Below are 26,620 nucleotides of genomic sequence, written 5' to 3' on the forward strand. Positions count from 1 at the left end.
TAGCTGAGGTACGATGTAGCGACAGGGTCGTTGTGGTGTTCCCCTCCCCACAACGACCATTTTTTTGGTGATATTTTCAGAGAATTCATTTTTCTTGGATTTTTTAATAATCTTTCGGAAGAAAAAAGCGGTAAATTACTCAGGAATTTTGAAGTCATTCCACAAAGCTTTTTCACCCATTTTATTAATAAAATCAGCATGCAACCTTCTTTCCTGTGCGCTTAATCTTGAAGGTAAAGCCTGTGGACGGGATTTCACTGTGTAGAGAATGTCTTTGTCATTCTGGATATTTTCATCAACACCCCCTTTATTAAAACCCAATACTCCTTGTTTTCCACCAATCAGCTCAATATAAACATCAGCAAGAATCTCCGCATCAAGCAAAGCACCATGAAGAACACGATGACTATTATCAATACCAAAACGCTTACACAAAACATCAAGGGAATTTGGGCCCATAGGAAATTTACGTCGTGCCATAGCCAATGTATCAAGAATATTATCAACACTGATGAGCGGTTTATTTACTCGGCTTAATTCTGCATTAAGAAAGCCAATATCAAAGCTCGCATTATGTGCAATCATCATTGCGCCATTGATAAATTCCAAAAATTCATCGGCAATATCACTAAAGCTTTTTTCATTCTTTAAGCGTTCATTGGTCAATCCATGAATTGCTACAACTTCATCAGGAATAATCACGCCTTGTGGGTTTAAATAGACATGGAATCTGCGTCCTGTAAGATAACGGTCAACCATCTCTACACAACCAATTTCGATGATGCGATCTTTCTCTTTATCTAAACCTGTTGTTTCTGTATCAAAAATAATTTCACGCATTATTTCAATTCTCTTGTAATTTTTTTATCACGCAAAAAACTTGTTGACGTGTATTCTCTAAATCTTTTCCTGTATCAATAATAAAATCAGCACGTTCTCGTTTTTTTTCATCAGACATTTGCCTTGCACGAATAAGGGCAAATTTTTTTTCATTCATATTTGGGCGAATCATAGCACGCTCTTTTTGTATTGCTAATGGAGCAGAAACAACAACAACACTGTCTACACGCTTTTCACCATTCGTTTCAAAAAGAAGAGGAATATCAAGAACAACCAATTTTTTTCCCTGTTGGCGTGCTGTCTCAATAAATTCTTTTTCTTTTTTTTGTACCAAAGGATGAATGATTTTTTCTAATGTTTGTAATTTTTCATTATCGTCGATCAAAATCTCCGAAAGCTTGCGGCGATTAACTTTGCCATTTTCAACAACATTAGGAAATGTACGCGCTATAAGGGATAAAGTTGGCTCATTTTTATAAAGTTGGTGCACTGCATCATCAGCACTAAAAACAGAAATACCAGCTTTTTTGAAAAAATCAGCAACTGTTGATTTTCCCATAGCGATTGATCCGGTCAACCCTATGATTTTCATCCTATCTCTTCACCCATATCCTTTAAAATTTCTGTCCGTAGTGCTTTTGTGACTTCTGGTCTTATTCCAAACCATCGTTCAAAACCAGGAACAGCTTGATGTAAAAGCATACCAAGCCCATCTACTATCTTTAAACCATGTGCTTTTGCTTGTTGTAAAAAAGGTGTTATTAATGGCGTGTAAACAATATCTGTCACTAACGCCGTTGCTTTTGTTTTATCAAAATCGCAAAAGAAAGAACTCCTTTCTTTCTCATGGGGGTTTGCCATCCCCACAGAAGTTGTGTTGACAATTAAATCAGCTTGGTTAAGTATTTCACCAGCGCGATACCAATCATAAACTTCAACAGGCTTCCCAAAATATTCAGCCAAATTATCTGCACGTTTCTTTGTGCGATTAAGTAAGAAAATACGTTCAAATCCACGTTTTTTTAAAGCGTATAGGACAGCACAGGCAGCGCCACCGGCACCAAAAACAAGTGCTGTTTCTCCCCCCCAATTAGGGACAAAATCATCAAGATTAGCGCTGAAACCATAGGCATCACTATTCGTTGCACAAAGTTTATTCCCTTCATACCATAGTGTATTAACAGCACCAATCATTGTTGCTACATTGTCTTTATGATGTGCTAAAAGAAAAGCTTCCTGTTTATAGGGTAGAGTGACATTCCCCCCACAAAAACCTCTTTTTTGTATAGATCTGACAAAATCTCTAAAGTCTTCAGAGCTTACTTCCTGTGCCAGATATTCACCTTGTAAATTATAGTGTTTAAGCCAAAAATTATGAATTTTGGGTGATTTTGAATGATGAATAGGAGTACCAACAACAAAAGCACGTGGAATTGTTTTTTCACACCTTATTGTCACATCAACCATCAATAACCCCCAAATGCCGCAATTTTGCTAATAAAGGTAATAAAGGTAAACCAATAATGGTAAAAAAATCTCCATCAATTTTTTCAAACAGATGGATTCCTTCCCCTTCAATTTGATACACTCCTACACTGTTTAAAACATCTTTTCCTACACGTGCTAAATAACGTTCAATGTACTCTGATGATAGAGGACGTACTGACATATATGCACTAAAAACTTCCACCCAAATTTCTTTACCATTTTGAAATAAAGCTACTGCGCTATGAAGCGCGTGGGTTTTTCCTGATAAATCACATAAACGTTGATGTGCTTCCTTTTCGGTGGTGGCTTTATGAAAAACTTGTCCTTCTAAATCAAGCACTTGATCACAACCGATGACAAAGGCATCAGGAAAGCGATCAGAAACATCTTTTGCCTTTGCACTTGCAAGAAAACAGCTGAGTTCTTTAGGTGTTTTTTCTTTTGCTTTTTTTTCTATTTCTCTTTCATCAAAAGAAGCTCCTTCAATGAAAAACTTTAAACCTGCTTTTTTCAACAATTGTGCACGATAAGAACTAAGAGATGCTAATATTAACATACCTGTTACCATTTTTTCTCATTTTCCTTCACGGAATCGTGATAAAAGTTCAAATATAGCAGCAGCTGTTTCTTCAATAGAACGTCTCGTGACATCAATAATAGGCCAACCAAAACGTTCACAAATGCGTTTTGCATAAGTCAATTCTTCAGCTATGTTCATACGATTAGTATAACTTTCAATACACTTTCCCAAATCCCGATTTTGACGAATATGTGAGATTCTTTCAGCAGAAGCGATTAAACCAACAATCAAAGCATTTTTTGCTTCTAAAAGGGTTCCTGGTAAATCAATGCCTGGAATAAGAGGAATGTTAGCTGTTTTGATACCACGATTTGCTAAATAAATACTGGTAGGTGTTTTAGAGGTTCTTGAAATTCCTACAAGGATGACATCCGCATCTGATAAATCAATAGAAGACTGTCCATCATCATGTTCTATAGTAAAATCCAATGCTTCAATACGACGAAAGTAATCTGCATTGAGATCATGCTGTGCACTCGCACGCAAATTTGTTGGCATTCCAAGATAAGACTGAAAAGCATCTAGAACAGGTTGTAGTATGTCAATACAGGGAACTTTTATTTTTTCACATCTTCTCCTAAGAAGACGTTTAATTTTTTCATCAATGATTGTGTAAAGAACTATCCCCGGCTCTTGTTGTATTTCATCAAAAGCTCTCTGCAGCTGTATTTCATTACGAATCATCGGATAAATATGCTCTGTTGTTTGAGTCATTGTATACTGTGATGCAACAGCCCTTCCAACAGAAATGAGTGTTTCTCCTGTTGCATCAGAAAGCATGTGCAAATGAAAGGATTTTTTTTTTCTTGTCACAAAAATTTTAACTCCTTGTTAATAAATGTGTATATATCCTGGTCGTTTCTCATAAAGATAAAATTGAGGAAAATTTCTCCCTTATTATGCACAAATCAAACTGTTGTGATAATGAAATCTTTTTTATGATAAAAGAACTGGGATAATGTCTTTAAAAGAATGTTATACTTGCCTTTTTTTCTTTTTTATTTGTGGATAAAATTGAGGATGAGTGAAGTATAACTTATAATTCACATTAAACACATACATAAATAAAAAAAATCTCTCTCTTTAGATAAAATTTTAAATAAAAAAAATCTGTAAAAATTAAAAATATTTTTGAAAATTATCTTATGAATGATATAGGATAAATTCATATTTCTATAAAATTATAGAGGTAATTTTATCTTTATTTTATAAAGAGTTATATTCTATACAATTATTTAAATTCATACCAAGATAATTCTTATGAATGATGCTTGCAGATTGAAAAAATTGAGTGTACAATACTTTCTCCTTATAAGAATGTTTCGTTCTTTAAATTTTCCATAAATCAATTAAAGGACAGTCCTCTCCACTACTTAAAGAGCATATTTGATGCAAGAAATGAAACTACAAGAACTTAAAAGTAAAAATCCTGTTGAACTTGTTTCTTTTGCTGAAACATTAGAAGTTGAAAATGCTTCTTTGATGCGCAAGCAAGAATTAATGTTTGCTATTTTGAAAAAACTTGCTCTGCAAGATGTAGAAATTATTGGAGAAGGAGTCGTTGAAGTTTTGCAAGATGGATTTGGATTTTTGCGGTCTGCTGATGCTAATTATCTTCCAGGTCCTGATGATATTTACCTTTCTCCTGCACAAATTCAGTCCTTTTCTTTAAAAACGGGTGATACTGTTGAGGGACTTATACGAAGTCCAAAAGAAGGAGAACGTTATTTTGCTCTTCTTAAAATTAATACAATTAATTTTGAAGATCCTGAAAAAATTCGTTATAAAATTCACTTTGATAATCTCACTCCTCTTTACTCGAATGAACGTTTCCAAATGGAAATACAAGATCCTACAGAGAAGGATATGTCATCACGGGTGATTGATTTAATATCTCCATTGGGAAAGGGACAAAGAGGGTTAATTGTCGCTCCTCCTCGAACAGGAAAAACAGTTTTACTTCAAAATATTGCTCATTCTATCACGACTAATCATCCTGAATGTTATCTTATTGTTCTTCTAATTGATGAACGACCAGAAGAAGTTACTGATATGCAGCGTTCTGTAAAAGGAGAGGTTGTTTCTTCTACTTTTGATGAACCAGCAATACGTCATGTGCAAGTCGCTGAAATGGTTATAGAAAAAGCAAAACGCCTTGTCGAACATGGGCGTGATGTCGTTATTCTTCTTGATTCTATTACGCGTCTTGGACGTGCATATAATACGGTTGTTCCTTCATCCGGTAAGGTTTTGACAGGTGGTGTCGATGCAAATGCTCTACAGCGTCCTAAGCGTTTTTTTGGTGCAGCACGTAACATTGAAGAAGGCGGGTCTTTAACCATCATTGCAACGGCTTTGATTGATACCGGTAGTCGTATGGATGAAGTTATTTTTGAAGAATTTAAAGGAACGGGTAACTCAGAAATTGTTCTTGATAGAAAAGTTGCTGATAAGCGTATTTTCCCAGCTATGGATATTTTGAAATCTGGAACACGTAAGGAAGAGCTTTTAGTAGCGCGGCAAGACTTACACAAAATTTTTGTACTTCGTCGTATTTTGACGCCTATGAATGTAACGGATGCAATTGAATTTTTAATTGATAAATTAAAACAAACGAAAAACAATAGTGAATTTTTTGATTCAATGAATACATAAAACATTAAGTTTTTTGCTTAGGAATATCCCGTGGATACAATCTTTGCTGTTTCGAGTGGATTGTTGCCTTCAGGGGTTGCAGTCATTCGTCTTTCTGGTCCTCATGTAGTAAATGTCGTGGAGACGCTTTGTGGTCGTTTACCTAAAGCGCGATTCATGCATTATGGAAATCTTACTGCTCGTGATGGAAGCTTTTTAGATTCTGCTTTGACTGTTTTTTTTCCTGCACCTCACAGTTTTACAGGAGAAGATTGTGCAGAATTTCATTTGCATGGAGGAAAAGCAGTTGTTCATCGTTTTCTTGATGAATTGTCTACATTTTCTGGATGCCGTATTGCAGAAGCAGGTGAGTTTTCACGTCGTGCATTTATGGAGGGAAAATTAGATCTTGTTCAAGCAGAAGGTCTTGCTGATTTAATAGAAGCAGAGACGGAAAGCCAACGACGTTTAGCAATTATGGGGACAAGTGGGCGTTTAACAACGCTTTATCGCGATTGGCGTCATAAGCTTATGAAGGCACGTGCTTTTATTGAGGCAGAACTTGATTTTGTTGATGAAGCTGATATCCCAAATTCGATATCTGATAAAGTTTGGAAAGATATGCAAGATCTCTGCTCTTCTCTTCAGGAACATATTAATGAAGGAGAACGTGCAAGTATTTTACGTGATGGATTAAAAATTGTTATTGCAGGTGCTCCAAATTCTGGAAAATCAAGCATTATGAATCGTTTGGCTGGGAGACCTGTTTCTATTGTAACAGAAGAAGCAGGTACAACGCGCGATGCTTTAGAAATGAGGCTCGTTCTTGGTGGTTTACCTGTTTTTTTAACAGATACTGCTGGTTTTAGAGAAACAGAAAACAAAATAGAACAATTGGGAATAGAAGTTGCTAAGCAGCATGTGAGGGATGCTGATTTGGTTATTTTGGTTTATGATATAGGAAATCCTAAGCAAGTTGATTTACCTGAAACATCAGCTGAAATATGGCATGTTGCTAATAAGCTTGATCTTTATGAGGAAAATAAAACCCATTATTTTATACAGTTTTCTGCATTAACTGGTTTAAATTTTGACTGTTTTATTAAGGAACTTGAGTTGTTTTGTTCGCGTCGTGCTTCTAAAATTGGAAATCTTGTTCCAGCACGTAAAAGGCAACTTCAGTTATTAAGAGAGGCTGTTAAAGAAATTGAAGCTTCTATTCATTATACTTCTCTTGATTTAAGTTTACGTGCAGAGCATCTTCGTCGTGCGAGTGATTTTCTTGGGAGAATTACGGGAGATATAGATGTTGAAGATTTACTTGATATTATTTTTTCAGAGTTTTGCATCGGTAAATAATGATTCACGTGAAACATTCATTATTTCATAGACACATTTTAAAGATTATGTAATTTATATTCTGTTTCACGTGAAACTTTAGAATGATTCTTTATGGAATGAATCCCGATGGAATTATATGATGTTATTGTTATTGGAGGCGGTCATGCTGGCTGCGAAGCTGCTTCAGCTTCCGCCCGTGTTGGAGCACGGACAGCGCTTGTTACGCATAAAATATCAGCATTGGGTACAATGTCATGTAATCCTGCTATTGGTGGGCTAGGAAAAGGGCATCTGGTTCGTGAAGTTGATGCTTTGGATGGTCTTATGGGAAGGGCAGCAGATGCTGCTGGAATTCAATTTAGACTTCTTAATCGACGAAAAGGACCAGCAGTAAGAGGTCCTCGTACACAAGCTGATCGACAACTCTATAAAAAAGCTATCCAAAAACTCTTGCAAGAACAAGATAACCTCGTTCTTGTTGAAGATGAAGCCGTTGATCTTATTGTTAAAGATAATTGTGTTTCAGGTGTTATATTAAAAAATCAAGGAACAATTTTTTCTGGTGCTGTTGTTTTGACAACAGGTACATTCTTGAATGGTTTTATTCATATTGGTGATAAAACATGGGCTGCTGGACGTATGGGGGATCAGTCGAGTGTACAACTTGCTGAACGCCTGAGAAGTTATAATATAAGTCTTGGGAGATTAAAAACAGGAACTCCTGCGCGTCTTAGTAAAAAAACAATTCGTTGGGAATCTCTTCCAAAACAGCAAGCTGATGAAGATCCCGTTCCTTTTTCTTTTTTAACAGAAAAAATCGAACAATCACAAATTGAATGTGCAATAACACGTACAAATACGCAAACACATCAAATTATTCGTGAAAATATTCATCGATCTGCTTTATATTCTGGAAATATTGAAGGATTAGGACCACGTTATTGTCCTTCTGTTGAAGATAAAATTGTTAAATTTGGAGAACGTGATGGACATCAAATTTTCCTAGAACCTGAAGGATTAGATGATGATACTATTTATCCAAATGGTCTTTCTACCTCTCTTCCTGAAGACGTACAAATTTCTTTTTTAAGAACTATTGAAGGTTTAGAAAATGCTGAAATTTTACAACCTGGTTATGCTATTGAATATGATTTTGTTAATCCACAACAGTTAACTAAAGCCTTAGAATTACGCTCTTTACCAGGGTTGTTTTTAGCGGGACAAATTAATGGTACAACGGGATATGAAGAAGCTGCAGCACAAGGCCTTTTAGCTGGGATAAATGCTGCACGTAAAGTGGGTAAATTAGATGAAGTACTTATAAGCCGTTCAACAGCTTATATTGGTGTTATGGTAGATGATTTAGTCTCACGTGGTGTTTGTGAACCTTATCGAATGTTCACATCACGTGCTGAATTTCGTTTATCTTTGCGATCTGATAATGCTGATGTTCGGTTAACACCTTTAGCACAACAATGGGGTATTGTGAGTAAAGTGCGTTGGGATTGTTATAAACAAAAACAACAGCGTCTTGATCAAGCGCGATCAATATGTCAGGAGCTTTTTCTAACTCCTAATGAAGCTTCTGCTTATGGATTACAAGTCAATCAAGATGGTATTCGGCGTTCGGCATATGATCTTCTTGCTTATCCTCACATGACTATAGAGCGTCTCTCACATTTTTGGCCACAATTGCAATCCATTGATTCTAAAACTGTTGAATCTTTAGAAATTGAGGCACAATATGCTGTTTATTTAGAGAGACAAGCACAAGATATTGCTTCTCTTCAGCGTGATGAACGTTTGGAAATACCCTCTTCTCTTGATATTCAGTCAATATCAGGTCTTTCAAATGAATTAAAAACAAAAATCCAACAACTTTCTCCACGTTCAATCGCTGATGCTCAAAAAATTGATGGAATGACGCCAGCAGCATTATCCCTTATTATTACCTATATTCAACGTCAACGACGCGAAAAGGCTAAATCAGCTTGATGGATATTTCTACAGAAAAAAAATATCAAGAACTCTTAAATATTGTTCCTTCTGTTTCACGTGAAACGATGAAAAATTTAATACAATTTGAAACTTTGATAATGCAATGGAATAGGCATATTAATTTAATATCTCCTGCAACAATTCCAGTTTTATGGACACGACATATTTTAGATTCAGCACAACTTTATCCTCTCCACAGTGATTTTTTGCATTGGTGTGATCTTGGATCAGGTGGGGGTTTTCCCGCAATCGTTCTTGCTATTTTTCTGAAAGAAAAAAAATCAGGGCATATTGATCTTGTTGAGAGTAATGGAAAAAAAGTTGCCTTTTTACGAACGGTTATTACTCAACTTAATCTTCCTGCAACGGTTTATCACTGTAGGATTGAAGATGTGTATAAAAAAATAGCACTGCCAGAGGTTATAACAGCACGAGGATTAGCTTCTCTCGATGCTCTTTTACGGCTTATTTTTCCTTTATCAACAAAAAAAACAATAGCTCTTTTGCAAAAAGGTCGGGATTACGCTACAGAAATAAAAAATGCCTCTGCCAATTGGCAGTTTGATCTGCTAAAATATAAGAGTAAAATTGATGAAAATTCTGTTATTTTAGAAATTTCTCATGTTCGATCAGTAGAGGGTAAAGCAAAATGAGCGAAACACGGATTATCGCTATTGCAAACCAAAAAGGTGGGGTCGGCAAAACAACTACGGCAATTAATCTTGCAACTGCTTTGGCAGCTATTGGTGAAAATGTTCTCATTATGGATGTTGATCCACAAGGAAATGCAAGTACGGGATTGGGAATTGATCGTAACAGCCGTCCTTTATCATCTTATGATGTTCTTGTTTCAGGGATTTCAGTCACACAAGCAGCTTTAAAAACAGCTGTTCCTAATCTCCATATTGTACCCTCTACTCTTGATCTTTTAGGGGTAGAAATGGAAATTGCTTCATCACAAGATCGTATACAACGATTACGTAAAGCTCTCTGTGATGATCCGAAGATGGAAAAGAAGTTTAGTTATATTCTCATTGATTGTCCGCCCTCGCTTAATCTTCTCACACTTAATGCTATGGGGGCTGCAGATTCTGTTTTAGTACCTATGCAATGCGAATTTTTAGCACTTGAAGGTTTAAGTCAATTGCTTGAAACAGTAAAACAAGTACGATCCGTTCTTAATCCATCTCTAGAAATTCAGGGGATTGTCTTAACCATGTATGATGGACGTAATAATCTTTCAAATCAAGTTGTCGAAGATGTCCGCTCTTTTATGGGAGATAAAGTTTATCGCACTGTTATTCCACGAAATGTGCGTGTATCAGAAGCTCCTTCCTTCGGTAAACCAGTATTGCTTTATGATTTAACATGTGCTGGTAGCCAAGCTTACTTACGTCTCGCATCGGAAGTAATTCAACGTGAAAAACAAGCACACGCGGCTGCTTAAAAATGTAAAAAATAATTTTTGTAAGAAAACGCAAAGAGCAAGATTATGAATGATGATCAATCAAAAAAAAGACTGGGTCGTGGATTGGCAGCATTGATTGGGGATATCAATTTAAACAGCGATCTTAAACGTTCGTCAAATACTGATAAATTGACGGAGTTCAATACAGTTTCTTCTGTTTCTGAGCGATTTGTTTCCCTTGAATCTATTTCGTGCAATCCACATAATCCACGGCGCCATTTTACCGATTCAGAACTTGACAATTTAGCACAATCAATTCGTCAGCATGGTGTTGTTCAACCTGTTATTGTGAGACCTTCACGTGATCATCCTCATCGGTTTGAGTTAATTGCTGGTGAACGGCGGTGGCGTGCTGCACAACGAGCCAATTTAAGTAAATTGCCAGTCATTGTTCGCGATGTTGATGATAAGACAGCTTTGGAATTAGCAATTATTGAAAATGTTCAGCGTGCTGATCTTAATCCTATTGAAGAAGCAATGGGGTATGAAATTTTGCTCAATGAACATGGATATACGCAAGCAGATTTAGCACAAGTCATTGGAAAAAGCCGGAGCCATGTTGCTAATACGCTTCGTTTATTAAAGCTTCCACAAAAAGTACAGCAATTTTTAACAGAGGGACAACTTTCAGCAGGTCATGCACGCTGTCTTATCACTGTCGATAATCCGCAAGATTTAGCTGAAAAAATTATTCGTGAAGGACTCTCTGTGCGTCAAACAGAAATACTTGCTTATGAACAGGCAAATCCTAAAGTAAAAAAAAGAACTGTTGTAGAGAAAGATACAGAAACAAAATCTTTAGAGAAATTACTTGCAGATGTTATTGGAATGAAGGTCATTATCCGGCATGGTAAAAAAGGTGGTGATTTAAAAATACATTATTCTTCATTAGAACAATTGGATGATATTTGTCGACGTTTGCAAAGTTAAATTCACTGTTTAAGAAGAGATAAGCTATTTACAACTTTCTTTTAAAATAACAAGCATTCTGTATAAATGTTTTTTACCAAATTCTAAATTACTTAAAAATACAGAATTTTTTTTAGGAAAAGAAAAACCCTCTCTTTTAAGATCTCCAGGGAAAGATTCATTTAAAAGTTCTGTTACTGCTGCTTGAATTGCCAAATTACCAAGAGCAAAGTCTTTTGGTGTAATATTATTTTTTCTTAAAAGAGCCATAAGTTTTGGTTGATCAGAAATAAGAGCAATAAAACCCTCAAGACTATTCTCATAACTTTTATGAGATGTTGCTGGCTTTTCTGGTGGTAGATTTTTACAATCTTTTTCAATTTGTTCCACTTTTAAAAGAAAATCTTCTGTTAAGGTATAATTTTCTAAAATATATGGGAAATCAAACACATTGTTTTTTTCATTTGCTATTGTTATTGGGGTATATAAAAGAAAAAACAAATGGCATATAAACCTAAACATAACTAGAAATTATCCTTTTTTCTTCGGATTTCAGAAAAGACCTCTTCGTCTGTTTGATTTTCCATCGCAAGTTCTTTTCGCAGAGTACTACTATCCCAGCGAAGAAAGGGATTGGTTGCTTTCTCTTGCCCTAAGGTTACTGGTAAAGTCATAGCGTTTTTGGCGTGTAATAAAAAAACTTCTTCGATTCTTTGACGGAGTTTTTGATTGTGTGGGTCAATTGTTAATGCAAAAAGAGCATTGGTTTTGGTGTATTCATGACCACAATAGAGAAGTGTTTCATCGGGAAGTTGACGAAGCTTTTTTAAAGAATTCAGCATTTGTGAAGGTGTTCCTTCAAAAAGACGTCCACAACCGAGCGAAAAAAGTGTATCTCCAGCAAAGAGTAAACCATCTTCAGGAAAATAGTAAGATAATGCACCTAAAGTATGACCAGGTGTTGAAAGGGCTAAGAGCGGGCGTGTGCCAAAGAAAAAACGTTCATCAGGTTGAAGTGTTTGGTCAAGATGATGAATCTTTTCTTTTTCTGCTTCTGGTCCAATGACTATAGCTTTATAAACTTGTTTTAACTCTTCCAATGCTTCTACATGATCGTGATGATGATGCGTGACAAAAATAGTCTGAAGTGTCCAGTTACGGCGTTTTAAGGCTTTCTGAATAGCTTCGCTTTCTGGAGCATCAATTGCGGCTGTGTAGCCGCTTTTTTCATCATGAATGAGAACACCAAAATTATCTTCTCGACAGATAAATTGCTCAATTAACACGTCTTCTCTCCATGATCAGTGTACAGCAATAAATCTACCAAAAAATTGTAGTAATGAAGATTTATTTTAAGAATCAGATTTATCCTCTTCTGTAAAAAGCCCCTTTGAATGTTTAAGTATAAGAGGCATTTGGGTAAGCATAAAAAGAACTGTTATGGGCATAACACCAAATACTTTAAAACTCGTCCAAAAATTATCGCTAAAGTTACGCCAAACAACTTCATTCAAAAGAGCAAGAAACACGAAAAAAAATGCCCAACGATATGTAAGCTTTTGCCATCCTAAATCATCGAGTTTTAAAGTAGAATCAAGGGCATAACGTAAAAGTGGTTTTTTTAAAAGTATGCCACCAAAAAGAATAAAAGCAAATAAGCTGTTAATGATTGTTGGTTTCATTTTGATAAAAGTGTCATTATGAAGCCAAAGAGTTAAAAATCCAAAGACAAGAACAAATATTCCTGAGATGAGAGGCATTATGGGAATTTTTCGTGTAAGAACCCATGATAAACTCAGTGCAACTATGATTGCTACCATGAAAATAGCTGTTGCAGGGAAAATAGGTTTACTAAAATTTTTAAAAATCTCAATGTTGTTTATTAACCACTCACCCTTGTAATTAGCAAAAAAGAAGACAACCAGTGGCCCCATTTCCAAAAGAAATTTAAGTGTGGGTGAAGAGAGATTTTCTTGATGATCATTGGCATTTTTCGAATCGAGATTGTTATGCGAATTCGGTTTAAATGAAGTTTTTTTCATACGTTTCTTCCTGAAATGGTTTCGGCAAAGTCAGAAGCAGAAAAAGGTTGCAGATCCTCTATATTCTCTCCTACACCGATAAAATAAACGGGTAATTTATATTTTGCTGCAATGGCAACAAGAATTCCTCCCCGTGCAGTTCCATCGAGCTTTGTCATGATGAGACCATTAACGCCAGCAATATCACGGAAAATATCCACTTGGTTTAGAGCATTTTGCCCAGTGGTTGCATCAAGTGTTTGAAGAATTGTATGGGGCGCTTGGGAGGAGTGTTTCTTTAGAACACGAATAATTTTTGCTAATTCGTCCATCAGTTCAGTTTTATTTTGTAAGCGTCCAGCTGTATCAATAATCAATACATCACTGTTTGCTTTTTTTGCTTTTTCATAAGCATCAAATGCTAGACTTGCAGCATCTGCTCCTAGTTTGGTTGAAATAACAGGAGAGCCGGTGCGTTCACCCCAAATATGGAGTTGTTCAATAGCAGCAGCACGGAATGTGTCACCAGCTGCCAACATAACTTTTAATCCTCCTGCGGTGAGTTTTGCCGCAAGTTTTCCAATAGTTGTCGTTTTTCCGGTACCATTCACACCTACCAGTAAAATAACGTGCGGCTTATGATGAAGGTCAAGTTCTAGTGGAATTGCAACAGGTTCCAACACTTTTTTGATTTCTTCGGCTACTATAATGTGAATATCATCTGAAGATAAATTTTTTTCATAACGATTAGAAGCTAAGATATCGGTGATCCGTGTCGCCGTTTCTACACCAAGATCAGCTTGAATAAGGATATCTTCCAGTTCTTGTAATGTATCTTCATCAAGTTTTCCCTTAACAAAAAGATCACTAATTGATCCACTTAAGCGTTGTGAAGAAAGAGCTAACCCTTTTTTAAGGCGCCCAAACCACGCTGTTTTTTTCTGTTCAAGAGAAGCTACGGGTAAAATCTCTTCTTTTTTTTCACTGATTATATCTGTGACAATTACTTTGCCAGAATGTAGTGCTTTATCAGAATGTGCTTCAGAAGATGGAGCTTTCGCGTCAGACTTTGCAGGTGTTGTATTTTGATTAGCTCCTTGTTGTTCTTTGTTTATGAAGGGCTTGTCGTTTTTTATATTTTTATATTCACTTTCTTCTATCTTTTCGTCGTTATAAGGAATGGAGGTTTTTTCCATTTCCTGCTCTTTCGGTTTGTTAAAAGAGAATATTTTTTTGATAAAAGATTTTTTCATAAGGGTTTTCCTGCTCAAGCGGCATTCAATTTTGGAAGGACGGCAATCAATTTATCACCATCATGGTCAACAATAAGGGCTTGAATAATTGTTCTAGCTTTTGCACCTTTAATTTGTACAAGAGTATAATCTTCTGTTCGTCCAATTTCATCTTTTTCAACGAGAATTGTTTGTTGACTATTTTGTAAGTGTGCAAGATGCTTTTGGTAAGCTTCATTTCCTGCTTTGCGTAATCTTTCTGCACGCATTTTTACCACTCTACGGTCGATTTGTGGCATACGCGCAGCAGGTGTTCCTTCTCTTGGGCTAAAAGGAAAGACATGAAGATGTGTTAAATTACAATCATTGATTAAAGAGAGACTATTTTGGAACATCTCGTCTGTTTCGGTTGGAAAACCAGCAATTAAATCAGCACCATAAACCATTGTAGGACGTTTGGCACGTAAATCTTGGCAAAATTGAATTGCATGTTCGCGCAAATGCCGCCGTTTCATTCTTTTTAAAATCATATTATCGCCTGCTTGCAAGGATAAATGCAAATGAGGCATTATCCTTTTTTCATAAGCCAAAAGATTAAAGAGCTCTTCATCTGCTTCAATAGAATCAATGGATGAAAGGCGTAATCGAGGTAAGTCAGGAACATGGTGTAAAATGGCTGAAGTTAATTTTCCTAGTGTAGCCTTTCCTGGGAGATCGTGCCCATAACTTGTAAGATCTACACCTGTTAGAACCACTTCTTGAATGCCATTGTCTATCAATTGTTTAATTTGTTCGATGACGGCTCCCATGGGAACTGAACGTGATGGTCCTCGTCCATAGGGAATAATGCAAAATGTACAGCGATGATCACATCCATTTTGTACTTGTACAAAGGCACGAGTGCGCTCTTCCATTGCATTTACCATGTGTGGAGCAATTTTTTGAACTTCCATGATGTCATTGATACGCAATTTTTCAGAATGGTTGATGCCAAAATCAGGAAGTTGGCGGTAAGAGTGCGCATGAAGTTTTTCTTCATTTCCTAAAACAAGATCAACCTCTGTCATTGAAGCAAAATTTTGTCCTTCTGTTTGTGCGGCACATCCTGTCACAATAATGCGGGCATGAGGATTTTCGCGTCTTGCTTTACGGATAGCTTGTTTTGCTTGTCGTACGGCTTCGGCAGTGACAGCACAGGTATTAAAAATGATAGCACCATCTTTGAGTTGATCTAACCCCGAGGAAGAGCTTTCTTTCCGTATGATTTCCGATTCGTAGCTGTTTAGTCGACAACCAAATGTTACAATTTCTATTGTCATTAAGAGTGATCCTTTTTGTAACTCCCTGTTAAAGGGTCAAAGAAACCACTAAATTCATATTTGATTGGACCCGTCATGATAATGTGATCATCTTCTCGATAAAAAATATTTAGTGTTCCCCCTGGTAAATTCACATCAATATGGCGTTTTGTAAGTCCACGTCGATAAGCCGCCACCGCACTCGCACACGCCGCGCTACCACATGCTTGCGTTAATCCAGCCCCTCGCTCCCATGTGCGTAAATTTAGGCTTTTCTTTGACGTGACATAAGCAATAGAAATATTGCAGCGCTCTAGGAAAAGGGGATCATGTTCCAGTTTTGGTCCGTATTTTTCTAATGGAATATGTTGAATATCATTATCAACAAAAAAAATAGCATGGAGATTGCCAATGGATACAAGACAAGCATCTTTTAAAGGACCAGCAGTAAGTTCTACGTGATTGGTATCGACTATTTCACGTGAAACAGGCATCTCTTTTGCATTGAAATGGGGCTTTCCCATGTCAACAGAGATAAGTCCGTCAGCTTGACTTTTACCTTCAATAATTCCAGCAGGTGTTTCTAATTGAAAGATTTTACCAAGATTATGATCTGTAAGCCACGCAATTACGCAACGGGTACCGTTACCGCAAGCTTTAGCCATTGAACCATCCGCATTCCATATTTCAATACGAAAGTTGGCTTCTTTTTTTGTTGATGCGTGAAGGGTCATAATTTGATCAAAATGTGTTTGAGGATCTTTCGATAAAGCAAAAATTGCTTGTTGCGTGAGAACATCTGTGCTTTCGCGCATGTCAGCAACAATGATTTGATTGCCAAGACCGTTCATTTTGCTGAATGGTATTTTCATGAAATTTCTCTGTTTTTAGTGATTTCTCACAAAAGATATATGACTGAAAGCTTTATAAATTTCCAGTACTTAATCATAAAAGGACTAGTAAAAAATTATTTATCGTTTAAAACAGCCAATTTTTATCCTGTTTTTTTTAATTTGTTAATTTATCTTTGTAAAATGCCATATAACAAATATTCACCTATTTCTTTGGGTGAGCTTATTTATTGTTGTGGGAAAGAGTATAGATATGTCGTTTTCAAAAATTTCGTTTTTCGTTGCAATATCAATTGTAATTTCTTTAGCAGGATGTTCAACATCTCGCTTTGACAATAACAATGACGATAACACATTAGAAGTTTTTTATCCACTTCAACAAGTGCAAACAGAGGTGATGTCTGATCTGTCATCTTCTTATTCTTCAGCATCTGAAGCAGCAGATGTTTCGATGTATGAGAAAGGAGATTCTCAAAGTGATGGACGAATGGCTAATCTCGAATTGCCAAGCAACGCCATGGATTTGTTTCCTGCAAGTATTGCTGGGGTGTGGAATCTTTCTATGGGTGGTAAAGTTTGCAGAATTGCAACGCCACAAACGAAATTTGGTCAAGGATATCGCGCTGGTCCTTTACACTGTCCGGGAATCGTTTCTCAAGTAAATTCGTGGACGGTTAAAGGAAAAAGATTATATTTCTATAATAATTCAGGACGCGTTATTATGACACTTTATTCTTCTAGTGTTGATCGTTTTGAGGGACGTACAATTGATGATTATCCAGTCGTTTTAAGCCGTTAAATCATTTTTGGTTGCTTATGAAAAATGAGAAATTTGTACACAGATTTGTGAAAAGAACTTATATTTTTCATTGAGAATAGGTTGAAAAAGGTTGTTTGGATGGTGCTAGTGTCAACGCGCTATAAGGAGTTGGCGTACAAAGGAGAAATAAGTTTTGATCCTGCTCAATTGGCTTTAGCAGAGCATTTAGATCATTTGTTACAAAATATTATGGAACAAAGTGTTTCGTGTCCTTGGCGGTTTTGGCATTTTTTTAGGAAGAAAAAACAAAGTTTTTTTCGCTGTTCAAGGCAAAATGATGATTTCTTACGAGGCTTATATATTTATGGTGAAGTAGGGCGAGGCAAAACCATGCTTATGGATTTGTTCTTTTCTTGTTTACCGCAAGAACGTAAAAAGCGTGCTCATTTTAATGATTTCATGGCTGATGTGCATGAACGTATTAATGTTTACCGTCAAAAATCATCTGCAAAAACTGGAAAAGATAATCCCATTTTAGCTGTTGCTGAAGATCTTGCACAAGAAGCTCGGGTACTTTGTTTTGATGAATTTAGCGTAACAGATATTGCTGATGCCATGGTGTTAGGGCGTCTCATCTCTGCTTTGTTTGATAAAGGGGTTTTCTTCGTTGCTACTTCAAATGTTGCTCCCGATAATCTTTATTATAATGGTTTAAATAGAGAGCTTTTTTTGCCTTTTATTCAAGTTTTGAAAGCGCGTGTCTACGTTATCAATCTTGATGCAAAAACAGATTATCGTCTTGAAAAATCAAATCCACAACATGTGTATATAACACCGTTAGGATTGGAAGCCAATAAATGTATGGATCAAGCTTGGGCATTGGTGCTGCAAGGACAGAAGGAAATATCTCATGAACTTTCTATAAAAGGACGTATTGTTTATATTCCACGCTCTGGTGAAGGATGCGCACGCTTTGATTATCAGGATTTATGCGCAAAGCCTTTGGCTGCAGCTGAGTATTTAGCATTAGCTGAGCGTTATCACACGATTTTTATTGATAATGTACCCGTGATGGATGATACATGTCGCAATGAAACAAAACGGTTTATTTTACTTATTGATATTCTTTATGAACGCAACATAAGATTATTTATGTCGGCCGCGGTTATACTTGATGATTTATATAAAGGTTATGCACAGACGACGGAAACATTTGAGTTTAAAAGAACACAATCGCGTCTTTTTGAAATGCAAAGTCAGGATTATTTGAAATTTTGGGCAGAGCGCTTTCCTTTAAAGGAGAAAAGCGGAATATAATTTTACCTTTACGTAAACTGTAAAAATAATAACTCTTTGAACTTAAAAGAAGTGTGATAATTCTGTTGTATTTTTTTTAAATTCATTTTATCGATACTTCATGGTAGTTTTCTGATAGTTGTTTCTGTGGAGAATTGTTGCTTCTATGAAAAGAGAAATTTGGTAAGTTTCATCTCTTTCTCTTTTTAATGATTTATTGAAAATATAGCTAAGGTCAAAGAAATATTTAGTATACTGGCGCTGATAAATGTGCGCTGAGTTCTCTAATGTTAGGAAGAAAAAATGGCACGAAAAAAAATAGCTCTTATTGGTTCAGGTATGATTGGTGGTACTTTAGCACATCTTTTTGGACTTAAAGAGCTTGGTGATGTTGTCTTATTTGATATTGCAGAAGATATGCCTCAGGGTAAGGCTCTTGACATTGCCGAATCTTCACCCATTGACGGTTTTGATATCAGTTTAAAAGGTGCCAATGCTTATGAGGCAATTGAAGGATCTGATGTTGTTATTGTAACGGCAGGAGTTGCACGAAAACCTGGTATGAGCCGTGATGATCTTTTAGGCATTAATCTAAAAGTGATGGAGCAAGTTGGGGGTGGGATTAAAAAATATGCGTCTTCAGCGTTTGTTATTTGTATTACAAACCCTCTTGATGCCATGGTATGGGCATTGCAAAAATTTTCAGGTCTTCCTACACATAAAGTCGTTGGAATGGCTGGTGTCCTTGATTCAGCACGTTTTCGTTACTTCTTATCTGAAGAATTTAAGGTTTCTGTTAAGGATGTAACAGCATTTGTTTTAGGAGGACATGGTGATTCGATGGTGCCTCTCGTGCGTTATTCAACGGTGGGGGGTATTTCTTTGCCTGATCTTGTGAAAATGGGTTGGACAACACAGCAACGAATTGATCAAATTATTCAGCGCACCCGTGATGGTGGTGCGGAAATCGTGGGTTTGTTAAAAACAGGATCTGCTTTTTATGCGCCAGCCGCTTCTGCTGTTTCTATGGCTGAAGCCTATTTGAAGGACACTAAGCGTGTTGTTCCTGTTGCCGCCTATCTTTCAGGGGAATACGGAGTAAATGATACCTATGTTGGTGTTCCCGTTATACTTGGTGCAGGTGGTATTGAACGGGTTATAGAAATTGATCTTGATAAAGAGGAAAGAAATGCTTTTGAGCATTCAGTGAATGCGGTGCAAAAACTTTGTGAAGCTTGTATCGCTCTTGTACCTAGTCTCAAATAAATTGAGCAAGGTTCTGTTCGTGAAAACAGAGTATTTAAAATATAATAATTAGGATTAATGAAGTGATCCGTAAAAGAAAAGGACAAATGCATGAATATCCATGAATATCAGGCTAAACGTCTGCTTCATGAATATGGAGCACCAATTGCAAATGGTGTTGCTGTTTATTCTGTAGAGCAAGCTGAAAAATGGGCAAAAAAATTGCCCGGACCACTCTATGTGGTCAAAAGTCAGATACACGCTGGTGGTCGTGGTAAAGGAAAGTTTAAAGAACTTAGTCCTGATGCAAAGGGTGGTGTTCGGCTTGCAAAATCTGTTGAAGAAGTTGTTGCACATGTCCAAGAAATGCTCGGTAAAACTTTGGTAACCAAACAAACTGGTCCAGAGGGAAAGCAGGTCAATCGTCTTTATATTGAGGATGGTGCTGATATCGAGCGAGAGCTCTATCTTTCACTTTTGGTTGATCGTGCCGTTGGTCGGGTTGCTTTCGTTGTTTCAACGGAAGGAGGAATGGATATTGAAACGGTTGCTGAAGAGACACCAGAAAAAATATTAACTCTACCCATTGATGCTGTACAGGGTGTTACTTCTGCTGATTGTACAAGGCTTTGTGATGCATTGGAATTGCACGATAGTGCAAGAGAAGATGGTGAAAAACTTTTTCCAATTCTCTATAAGGTGTTTTGCGAAAAAGATATGAGTCTTCTTGAAATCAATCCGCTTATTGTGATGAAAGATGGCCATTTGCGTGTTCTTGATGCAAAAGTCTCTTTTGATAATAACTCTTTGTTCCGTCATCCAGATATTTTGGAATTGCGCGATATCTCAGAAGAAGATCCAAAAGAGATTGAAGCATCAAAACATGATCTTGCTTATGTTGCTCTTGAAGGCACAATTGGTTGCATGGTCAATGGTGCGGGTCTTGCTATGGCAACAATGGATATCATTAAGCTTTATGGAGCAGAGCCTGCAAATTTTCTTGATGTTGGTGGTGGAGCTTCAAAAGAAAAAGTAACGGCTGCTTTTAAAATTATCACCGCTGATCCAAATGTTAAAGGTATTTTGGTTAATATTTTTGGCGGTATTATGCGTTGCGATGTGATTGCTGAAGGTGTTGTTGCTGCTGTGAGAGAAGTTGGTTTAAAGGTTCCTTTGGTTGTTCGTCTTGAAGGCACAAATGTTGAGCAGGGTAAAGCGATTATCAGTGAAAGTGGTTTGAACGTTATTCCCGCTGATGATTTAGATGATGCTGCTCAAAAAATCGTTGCAGCCGTGAAGGGAGCTTAAGTTATGTCGATTCTTGTGAATAAAGATACAAAAGTTCTGGTTCAAGGGCTTACAGGAAAAACAGGGACGTTTCATACAGAACAGGCGCTTGCTTATTATGGCACGCAAATGGTTGGTGGTGTTAACCCTAAAAAAGGGGGTGAAACATGGGAAGGTTCAAAAGGCGAAACGCTTCCTATTTTTTCTAGTGTTGCGGATGGAAAGGAAAAGACAGGAGCGGATGCTTCGGTTATCTATGTTCCGCCTGCAGGGGCTGCAACTGCTATTATGGAAGCTATTGATGCTGAAATCCGTCTCATTATCTGTATTACCGAAGGTATTCCTGTTATGGACATGGTTAAGGTAAAGGCGCGATTGGAGAAATCAAAATCACGTCTCATTGGTCCTAATTGTCCTGGTATTCTCACACCCAATGAATGTAAAATCGGTATTATGCCCGGTTCTATTTTTAGAAAAGGCTCTGTCGGTGTTGTTTCGCGGTCGGGAACTTTAACTTATGAAGCAGTCTTTCAAACCACTCATGAAGGTCTTGGGCAGACTACAGCTATTGGTATTGGTGGTGATCCTGTTAAGGGCACAGAGTTTATTGATGTGTTAGAGATGTTTTTAGCTGATGAGGAAACCCAATCTATTGTTATGATCGGTGAGATTGGTGGTTCTGCTGAAGAAGAAGCGGCACAGTTTCTCCAAGATGAAGCAAAAAAAGGTCGTAAAAAGCCAGTGGTTGGTTTTATTGCTGGTCGTACAGCCCCTCCAGGACGTACAATGGGTCATGCTGGTGCTGTTATCTCTGGTGGTAAAGGTGGAGCAGAAGATAAAATTGCTGCAATGGAAGCAGCTGGAATTCGCGTTTCTCCTTCTCCATCGCAGATAGGAAAGACTTTGATGTCGGTTTTGAAGGGATAAAAAACTCACCTGAATAAGAATTTCTCCTTATTCAGGTGAAACATTGAATATAAAAAGGTGAAGCTTTTTTGAACTTTTTGATCTTTGTTTGCTTGACAAATATTGAGAGGTTAAAAAGAGATATAAGGAGACGGAATAAATGTTCCGGAGAGGTATATGGCAAGGCAGGACGAAATAAATAGTCTTTTTGCACAAACGTCTTTTCTGTATGGTGGAAATGCGGATTATATAGATCAACTTTATGCCGAATATGAAAAAGATCCCACCAGTGTAGATTCACAGTGGCGCACTTTTTTTGAAAACCTGCATGATAAAAAAGAAGATGTTCTTAGAAACGCTGAAGGGGCAACGTGGCAACGTGATCATTGGCCGTTAAAGGCTAATGGTGAGTTAGTTTCTGCTCTTGATGGCGATTGGTCTGCTCTTGAAAAGCATGTTGGTGATAAATTAAAAGAAAAAGCAGCAGCGGGTTCTGTGCAAAAAGGAACAGCCTCTAGCGAACAAGATATTATTCGAGCAACACGTGATTCTGTTCATGCACTTATGATGATTCGTGCTTTTCGAGCACGTGGGCATCTTCATGCACAGCTTGATCCTCTTCAATTGGCGGAAAAACTTGAAGATTATAAAGAACTCTCTCCGGAAGTTTACGGTTTTACCCCTGCGGATTACGAGCGCCCCATTTTTATTGATAATGTTTTAGGGTTGGAATATGCGACTATTCCACAAATGCTTGAGATTCTCAATCGTACTTATTGTTCAACGATTGGGGTGGAGTATATGCACATTTCTGATCCTGCTCAAAAAGCATGGCTTCAAGAACGTATTGAAGGACCCGATAAACAGATTGCCTTCACACAGAAAGGCAAGAAAGCTATCCTTAATAAGCTTATTGAGGCAGAAGGGTTCGAACAGTTTTTAGATACGAAATATAAGGGAACAAAGCGTTTTGGACTTGATGGTGGTGAAGCACTGATTCCTGCTCTCGAGCAGATTATTAAATGTGGTAGTGCTTTGGGTGTGCAGGAAATTATTTTAGGAATGGCGCATCGTGGTCGTTTAAACGTTCTTTCACAAGTTCTTGCAAAACCACATCGAGCTATTTTTCACGAATTCAAAGGGGGATCTTATAAACCCGATGATGTAGAAGGATCGGGTGATGTTAAATACCATTTGGGAACTTCAGCTGATCTTGAATTCGATGGTAAGAAAGTTCATTTATCGCTTGTGGCTAATCCATCTCATCTTGAAATTGTTGATCCGGTTGTTATAGGAAAGGCACGGGCTAAACAAGATCAACTTATGGGGCCTACGCGCACGGATGCACCCCCATTAAGTGAACGTTCAAAGATTTTACCATTGCTTATTCATGGTGATGCTGCTTTTGCTGGGCAAGGTGTTATTCAGGAAACTTTTGGTCTTTCAGGTCTTAAAGGTTACAGCGTTGCAGGTTCTGTTCATGTCATTATCAATAATCAGATTGGTTTTACAACAGATCCCCGTTTTTCGCGCTCTTCGCCTTATCCATCAGATGTAGCAAAGATGATTGATGCCCCCATTTTTCATGTGAATGGTGATGATCCTGAAGCTGTTGTTTTTGTTGCAAAAATCGCGACAGAATTTCGTCAAATTTTTCATAAACCCGTGGTAATTGATATGTTCTGTTATCGCCGTTATGGACATAATGAAGGAGATGAACCCTCCTTTACACAACCGCTTATGTATAAAGCAATTCGTAATCACAAAACAACGCTGCAGCTTTATGGTGAACAGTTAATAGCGGAAGGGGTGATTGCTTCAGAAGAAATTGAGCAACAAAAGAAGCAATGGCGTGATAAGCTTGAGAATGAATTTGAAGCGAGTGCTTCTTATAAACCCAATAAGGCGGATTGGCTTGATGGAAGTTGGACGGGTTTAAAGGCTTGTAGTAGTGCTGATGAACAGCATTGTGGGACAACAGGTGTTGCGATAGACACTTTAAAGGAAATTGGACAGAAACTTGTTGAGATACCAGCGGATTTTCATGTGCATAAAACGATACAGCGCTTTTTGAGCAATCGCGCTAAAATTTTTGAAACCGGTGAAGGCGTTGATTGGGCAACTGCTGAAGCTTTAGCATTTGGTTCACTCTGTTTAGAAGGAGCACCGGTGCGTCTTTCCGGTGAAGACGTTGAACGTGGAACTTTTTCACAACGCCATTCTGTTCTTTATGACCAAGAAAATGAAGCACGTTATATTCCTTTGAATCATTTGCAGAATGGACAGGCTTTTTACGAGGTTGTTAATTCTATGCTTTCTGAAGAGGCCGTTCTTGGTTTTGAGTATGGATATTCTCTTGCTGAGCCACGAGGGTTAACGCTTTGGGAAGCGCAATTTGGCGATTTTTCTAATGGAGCACAGGTCATTTTTGACCAATTTATTTCTTCTGCGGAGCGTAAATGGCTTCGTATGTCTGGTCTGGTGTGTTTGTTGCCTCATGGTTTTGAAGGGCAAGGACCTGAGCATTCTTCGGCACGTTTGGAGCGTTTCCTTCAACTTTGTGCTGAAGATAATATGCAGGTTGCTAATTGCACAACCCCGGCAAATTATTTTCATATTTTACGTCGTCAGATTAAACGCGATTTCCGCAAACCTTTGATTTTAATGACACCAAAATCACTTTTGCGTCATAAGCGGGCCGTTTCTTTCCTCAGTGAAATGGGACCAGAAATGAATTTTCAGCGTTTGTTACTTGATGATGCAGAACGTCTTAAAGATTCTGCCATTAAATTGCAGAAAGATAGTAAAATTCGCCGTATCGTTCTTTGTACAGGTAAGGTTTATTACGACCTTTATGAAGAACGTGAAAAAAGAGGCATTGATAATGTTTATTTGCTGCGTGTTGAACAGCTTTATCCTTTTCCTGCGAAAGCTTTGGTAGATGTGTTATCGCGTTTTTTACAAGCAGAAGTTGTTTGGTGCCAAGAAGAACCAAAGAATATGGGGGCTTGGTCATTTATTGAGCCTTATTTAGAATGGGTTTTGACGCATATTAATGCGCAATATTCGCGTGCACGTTATGCGGGGCGTCCTGCAAGTGCATCACCGGCCTCTGGGTTAATGGTGAAACATCTTGAACAGCTTGCTGCGTTTCTTGAAGACGCATTAGGTTCTTAATTTATGACTACTCTGATGTATGGAAAAATATTATGACTACTGAAATCCGTGTTCCTACTTTGGGCGAATCGGTTACCGAAGCGACAGTTGGCAAATGGTTTAAAAAACTTGGTGAAGCTGTTGCTGTGGATGAGCCCTTGATTGAATTAGAAACCGATAAAGTGACAGTTGAGGTTCCTTCGCCTGTTGCGGGAAAATTATCTGAAATCATTGCAAAGGAAGGCGATACGGTTGAAGTGAATGCGCTTTTGGGAATGGTTGAAGCTGGAGCAGCTGGTGTTGTTAAATCACCGTCGCCTTCTGAGACGTTTGTACCAACAACTCCATCTAAATTGGAGCAGCCTTCTTCAAGCAGTACAATGCCTCCTGCTCCTTCAGCAGCAAAATTGATGGCTGAAAATAATATTGCAAAAAAGGATATTTTGGGTTCTGGAAAACGCGGGCAAATTCTCAAAGAAGATGTTCTTAATGTGTTAACACAAGGAGTAAAAACGCCATCTCCTGCTGTTTCTGCATCCAGTGTCTCTGAGTCCAGTTCTTCTTCTGCTTCTGTTCAGGAAATACGTGAGGAACGGGTTCGTATGACGAAATTGCGTCAAACAATTGCACGCCGTCTTAAGGATGCACAGAATACAGCGGCAATGTTAACCACATTTAATGAGGTTGATATGTCTGCGGTGATGGATTTACGCAAGCGTTATAAGGATCTTTTTGAAAAGAAACATGGTGTTAAGCTTGGGTTTATGGGATTTTTTACCAAGGCTGTTTGTTATGCGTTAAAAGAACTTCCTGCTGTTAATGCGGAAATTGATGGGACAGATATTATTTACAAAAATTATGTTAATGCCGGAATTGCCGTTGGAACGGATAAGGGACTTGTCGTTCCTGTTGTTCGTGATGCAGATCAGATGTCATTGGCAGAAATTGAAAAAGAAATTGGACGTTTGGGCCGTCTTGCTCGTGATGGAAAATTAGCCGTTTCTGATATGCAAGGCGGAACTTTTACCATTACTAATGGTGGAGTTTATGGATCATTAATGTCAACGCCGATTTTGAATGCACCACAGTCTGGTATTTTGGGAATGCATGCTATTAAAGAGCGGGCAATGGTTATTGATGGTCAAATTGTCATTCGTCCTATGATGTATTTGGCGCTTTCTTATGATCATCGTATTGTAGATGGTCAAGAAGCTGTGACTTTCCTTGTGCGTGTTAAGGAAAGTTTAGAAGATCCGGAACGCCTTGTTCTTGACTTGTAAAATGCAGTTTTCAGGATGAAAGGAAAAACG

Annotated in this window: 24 protein-coding genes; 13 read left to right on the forward strand and 11 right to left on the reverse strand. The window is 37.6% G+C overall.

All coding sequences use genetic code 11. The features are described 5' to 3' along the window. Positions 1–135: 135 nt before the first annotated feature. From dnaQ to NPX99_RS00710, 5 genes are read right to left on the reverse strand one after another with little or no spacing between them, the layout of a single operon-like run. Positions 136–840 (reverse strand): DNA polymerase III subunit epsilon, encoded by a 705-nt coding sequence (gene dnaQ / locus NPX99_RS00690; RefSeq protein ID WP_269029842.1) that lies wholly within the window; start codon positions 838–840, stop codon positions 136–138. 4 nt (positions 841–844) lie between these two features. Then, positions 845–1,432, reverse strand: coding sequence for a dephospho-CoA kinase (gene coaE / locus NPX99_RS00695; RefSeq protein ID WP_269029843.1), 588 nt, complete (start codon positions 1,430–1,432; stop codon positions 845–847). Further along, positions 1,429–2,307: a shikimate dehydrogenase gene (locus tag NPX99_RS00700; RefSeq protein WP_269029844.1), complete on the reverse strand. Its 879-nt coding sequence runs from the start codon at positions 2,305–2,307 to the stop codon at positions 1,429–1,431. The genes coaE and NPX99_RS00700 overlap by 4 nt, the downstream gene beginning before the upstream one ends. Continuing rightward, a complete protein-coding gene (locus NPX99_RS00705; protein WP_269029845.1) occupies positions 2,300–2,896 on the reverse strand; it encodes a Maf family nucleotide pyrophosphatase in 597 nt (198 codons plus the stop codon). Before NPX99_RS00705 ends, NPX99_RS00700 begins: the two co-directional genes overlap by 8 nt. Positions 2,897–2,902: 6 nt before the next feature. Continuing rightward, entirely contained in the window at positions 2,903–3,721 is an 819-nt protein-coding gene (locus NPX99_RS00710) for a pyruvate, water dikinase regulatory protein (RefSeq protein ID WP_269029846.1), read from the reverse strand. Between the two features lie 576 nt (positions 3,722–4,297). On the opposite strand from NPX99_RS00710, the gene rho reads away from it, so the two are divergent. The 6 genes from rho (at position 4,298) to NPX99_RS00740 (ending at position 11,279) form a co-directional block, all read left to right on the forward strand. Further along, positions 4,298–5,563 carry a transcription termination factor Rho gene (rho, locus tag NPX99_RS00715; protein WP_126602128.1) on the forward strand — a complete coding sequence of 422 codons (1,266 nt, stop codon included), beginning with the start codon at positions 4,298–4,300 and terminating at the stop codon, positions 5,561–5,563. Between the two features lie 30 nt (positions 5,564–5,593). Beyond that, positions 5,594–6,901: a tRNA uridine-5-carboxymethylaminomethyl(34) synthesis GTPase MnmE gene (gene mnmE, locus NPX99_RS00720; protein WP_269029847.1), complete on the forward strand. Its 1,308-nt coding sequence runs from the start codon at positions 5,594–5,596 to the stop codon at positions 6,899–6,901. A gap of 108 nt (positions 6,902–7,009) precedes the next feature. Then, complete coding sequence (gene mnmG / locus NPX99_RS00725) at positions 7,010–8,878, forward strand: tRNA uridine-5-carboxymethylaminomethyl(34) synthesis enzyme MnmG (RefSeq protein WP_269029848.1); 1,869 nt, start codon at positions 7,010–7,012, stop codon at positions 8,876–8,878. Next, positions 8,878–9,534 carry a 16S rRNA (guanine(527)-N(7))-methyltransferase RsmG gene (rsmG, locus tag NPX99_RS00730; RefSeq protein ID WP_269029849.1) on the forward strand — a complete coding sequence of 219 codons (657 nt, stop codon included), beginning with the start codon at positions 8,878–8,880 and terminating at the stop codon, positions 9,532–9,534. Before mnmG ends, rsmG begins: the two co-directional genes overlap by 1 nt. Next, on the forward strand, positions 9,531–10,328 hold the full coding sequence (locus NPX99_RS00735) for a ParA family protein (protein ID WP_269029850.1): 798 nt from the start codon (positions 9,531–9,533) through the stop codon (positions 10,326–10,328). Before rsmG ends, NPX99_RS00735 begins: the two co-directional genes overlap by 4 nt. Before the next feature lie 45 nt (positions 10,329–10,373). After that, positions 10,374–11,279 (forward strand): ParB/RepB/Spo0J family partition protein, encoded by a 906-nt coding sequence (locus NPX99_RS00740; RefSeq protein WP_269029851.1) that lies wholly within the window; start codon positions 10,374–10,376, stop codon positions 11,277–11,279. Positions 11,280–11,303: 24 nt separating this feature from the next. Here NPX99_RS00740 and NPX99_RS00745 read toward each other — a convergent pair whose 3' ends face one another. From NPX99_RS00745 to dapF, 6 genes are all read right to left on the reverse strand, one after another. Beyond that, positions 11,304–11,759 (reverse strand): hypothetical protein, encoded by a 456-nt coding sequence (locus NPX99_RS00745; protein WP_329957918.1) that lies wholly within the window; start codon positions 11,757–11,759, stop codon positions 11,304–11,306. Between the two features lie 23 nt (positions 11,760–11,782). Beyond that, a complete protein-coding gene (gene gloB / locus NPX99_RS00750; protein WP_269029853.1) occupies positions 11,783–12,544 on the reverse strand; it encodes a hydroxyacylglutathione hydrolase in 762 nt (253 codons plus the stop codon). Between the two features lie 66 nt (positions 12,545–12,610). After that, the gene (locus NPX99_RS00755; RefSeq protein ID WP_269029854.1) at positions 12,611–13,300 is read right to left on the reverse strand and encodes a septation protein A; all 690 of its coding nucleotides are present in this window, start codon (positions 13,298–13,300) and stop codon (positions 12,611–12,613) included. Next, a complete protein-coding gene (gene ftsY / locus NPX99_RS00760) occupies positions 13,297–14,532 on the reverse strand; it encodes a signal recognition particle-docking protein FtsY (RefSeq protein WP_269029855.1) in 1,236 nt (411 codons plus the stop codon). Before ftsY ends, NPX99_RS00755 begins: the two co-directional genes overlap by 4 nt. A gap of 14 nt (positions 14,533–14,546) precedes the next feature. Further along, a complete protein-coding gene (mtaB, locus tag NPX99_RS00765; RefSeq protein WP_269029856.1) occupies positions 14,547–15,830 on the reverse strand; it encodes a tRNA (N(6)-L-threonylcarbamoyladenosine(37)-C(2))-methylthiotransferase MtaB in 1,284 nt (427 codons plus the stop codon). Next, entirely contained in the window at positions 15,830–16,681 is an 852-nt protein-coding gene (gene dapF, locus NPX99_RS00770; protein WP_269029857.1) for a diaminopimelate epimerase, read from the reverse strand. Before dapF ends, mtaB begins: the two co-directional genes overlap by 1 nt. A gap of 232 nt (positions 16,682–16,913) precedes the next feature. On the opposite strand from dapF, the gene NPX99_RS00775 reads away from it, so the two are divergent. The 7 genes from NPX99_RS00775 (at position 16,914) to odhB (ending at position 26,590) form a co-directional block, all read left to right on the forward strand. Then, positions 16,914–17,459, forward strand: a complete 546-nt coding sequence (locus NPX99_RS00775; protein WP_269029858.1) for an AprI/Inh family metalloprotease inhibitor — start codon at positions 16,914–16,916, stop codon at positions 17,457–17,459. A 99-nt stretch (positions 17,460–17,558) separates the two neighbouring features. Continuing rightward, the gene (zapE, locus tag NPX99_RS00780; RefSeq protein WP_269029859.1) at positions 17,559–18,737 is read left to right on the forward strand and encodes a cell division protein ZapE; all 1,179 of its coding nucleotides are present in this window, start codon (positions 17,559–17,561) and stop codon (positions 18,735–18,737) included. A 282-nt stretch (positions 18,738–19,019) separates the two neighbouring features. Further along, positions 19,020–19,982 carry a malate dehydrogenase gene (gene mdh, locus NPX99_RS00785; protein WP_269029860.1) on the forward strand — a complete coding sequence of 321 codons (963 nt, stop codon included), beginning with the start codon at positions 19,020–19,022 and terminating at the stop codon, positions 19,980–19,982. 90 nt (positions 19,983–20,072) lie between these two features. Beyond that, positions 20,073–21,269: an ADP-forming succinate--CoA ligase subunit beta gene (gene sucC / locus NPX99_RS00790; protein ID WP_269029861.1), complete on the forward strand. Its 1,197-nt coding sequence runs from the start codon at positions 20,073–20,075 to the stop codon at positions 21,267–21,269. Between the two features lie 3 nt (positions 21,270–21,272). Beyond that, entirely contained in the window at positions 21,273–22,175 is a 903-nt protein-coding gene (gene sucD, locus NPX99_RS00795) for a succinate--CoA ligase subunit alpha (protein ID WP_269029862.1), read from the forward strand. A 156-nt stretch (positions 22,176–22,331) separates the two neighbouring features. Further along, complete coding sequence (locus NPX99_RS00800; protein ID WP_269029863.1) at positions 22,332–25,331, forward strand: 2-oxoglutarate dehydrogenase E1 component; 3,000 nt, start codon at positions 22,332–22,334, stop codon at positions 25,329–25,331. 32 nt (positions 25,332–25,363) lie between these two features. Next, positions 25,364–26,590: a 2-oxoglutarate dehydrogenase complex dihydrolipoyllysine-residue succinyltransferase gene (gene odhB / locus NPX99_RS00805; protein ID WP_269029864.1), complete on the forward strand. Its 1,227-nt coding sequence runs from the start codon at positions 25,364–25,366 to the stop codon at positions 26,588–26,590. Positions 26,591–26,620: the final 30 nt, after the last annotated feature.

Origin of the sequence: Bartonella sp. 220B (assembly GCF_026930205.1) — a bacterium.
In the GTDB taxonomy this organism is placed as follows: domain Bacteria; phylum Pseudomonadota; class Alphaproteobacteria; order Rhizobiales; family Rhizobiaceae; genus Bartonella.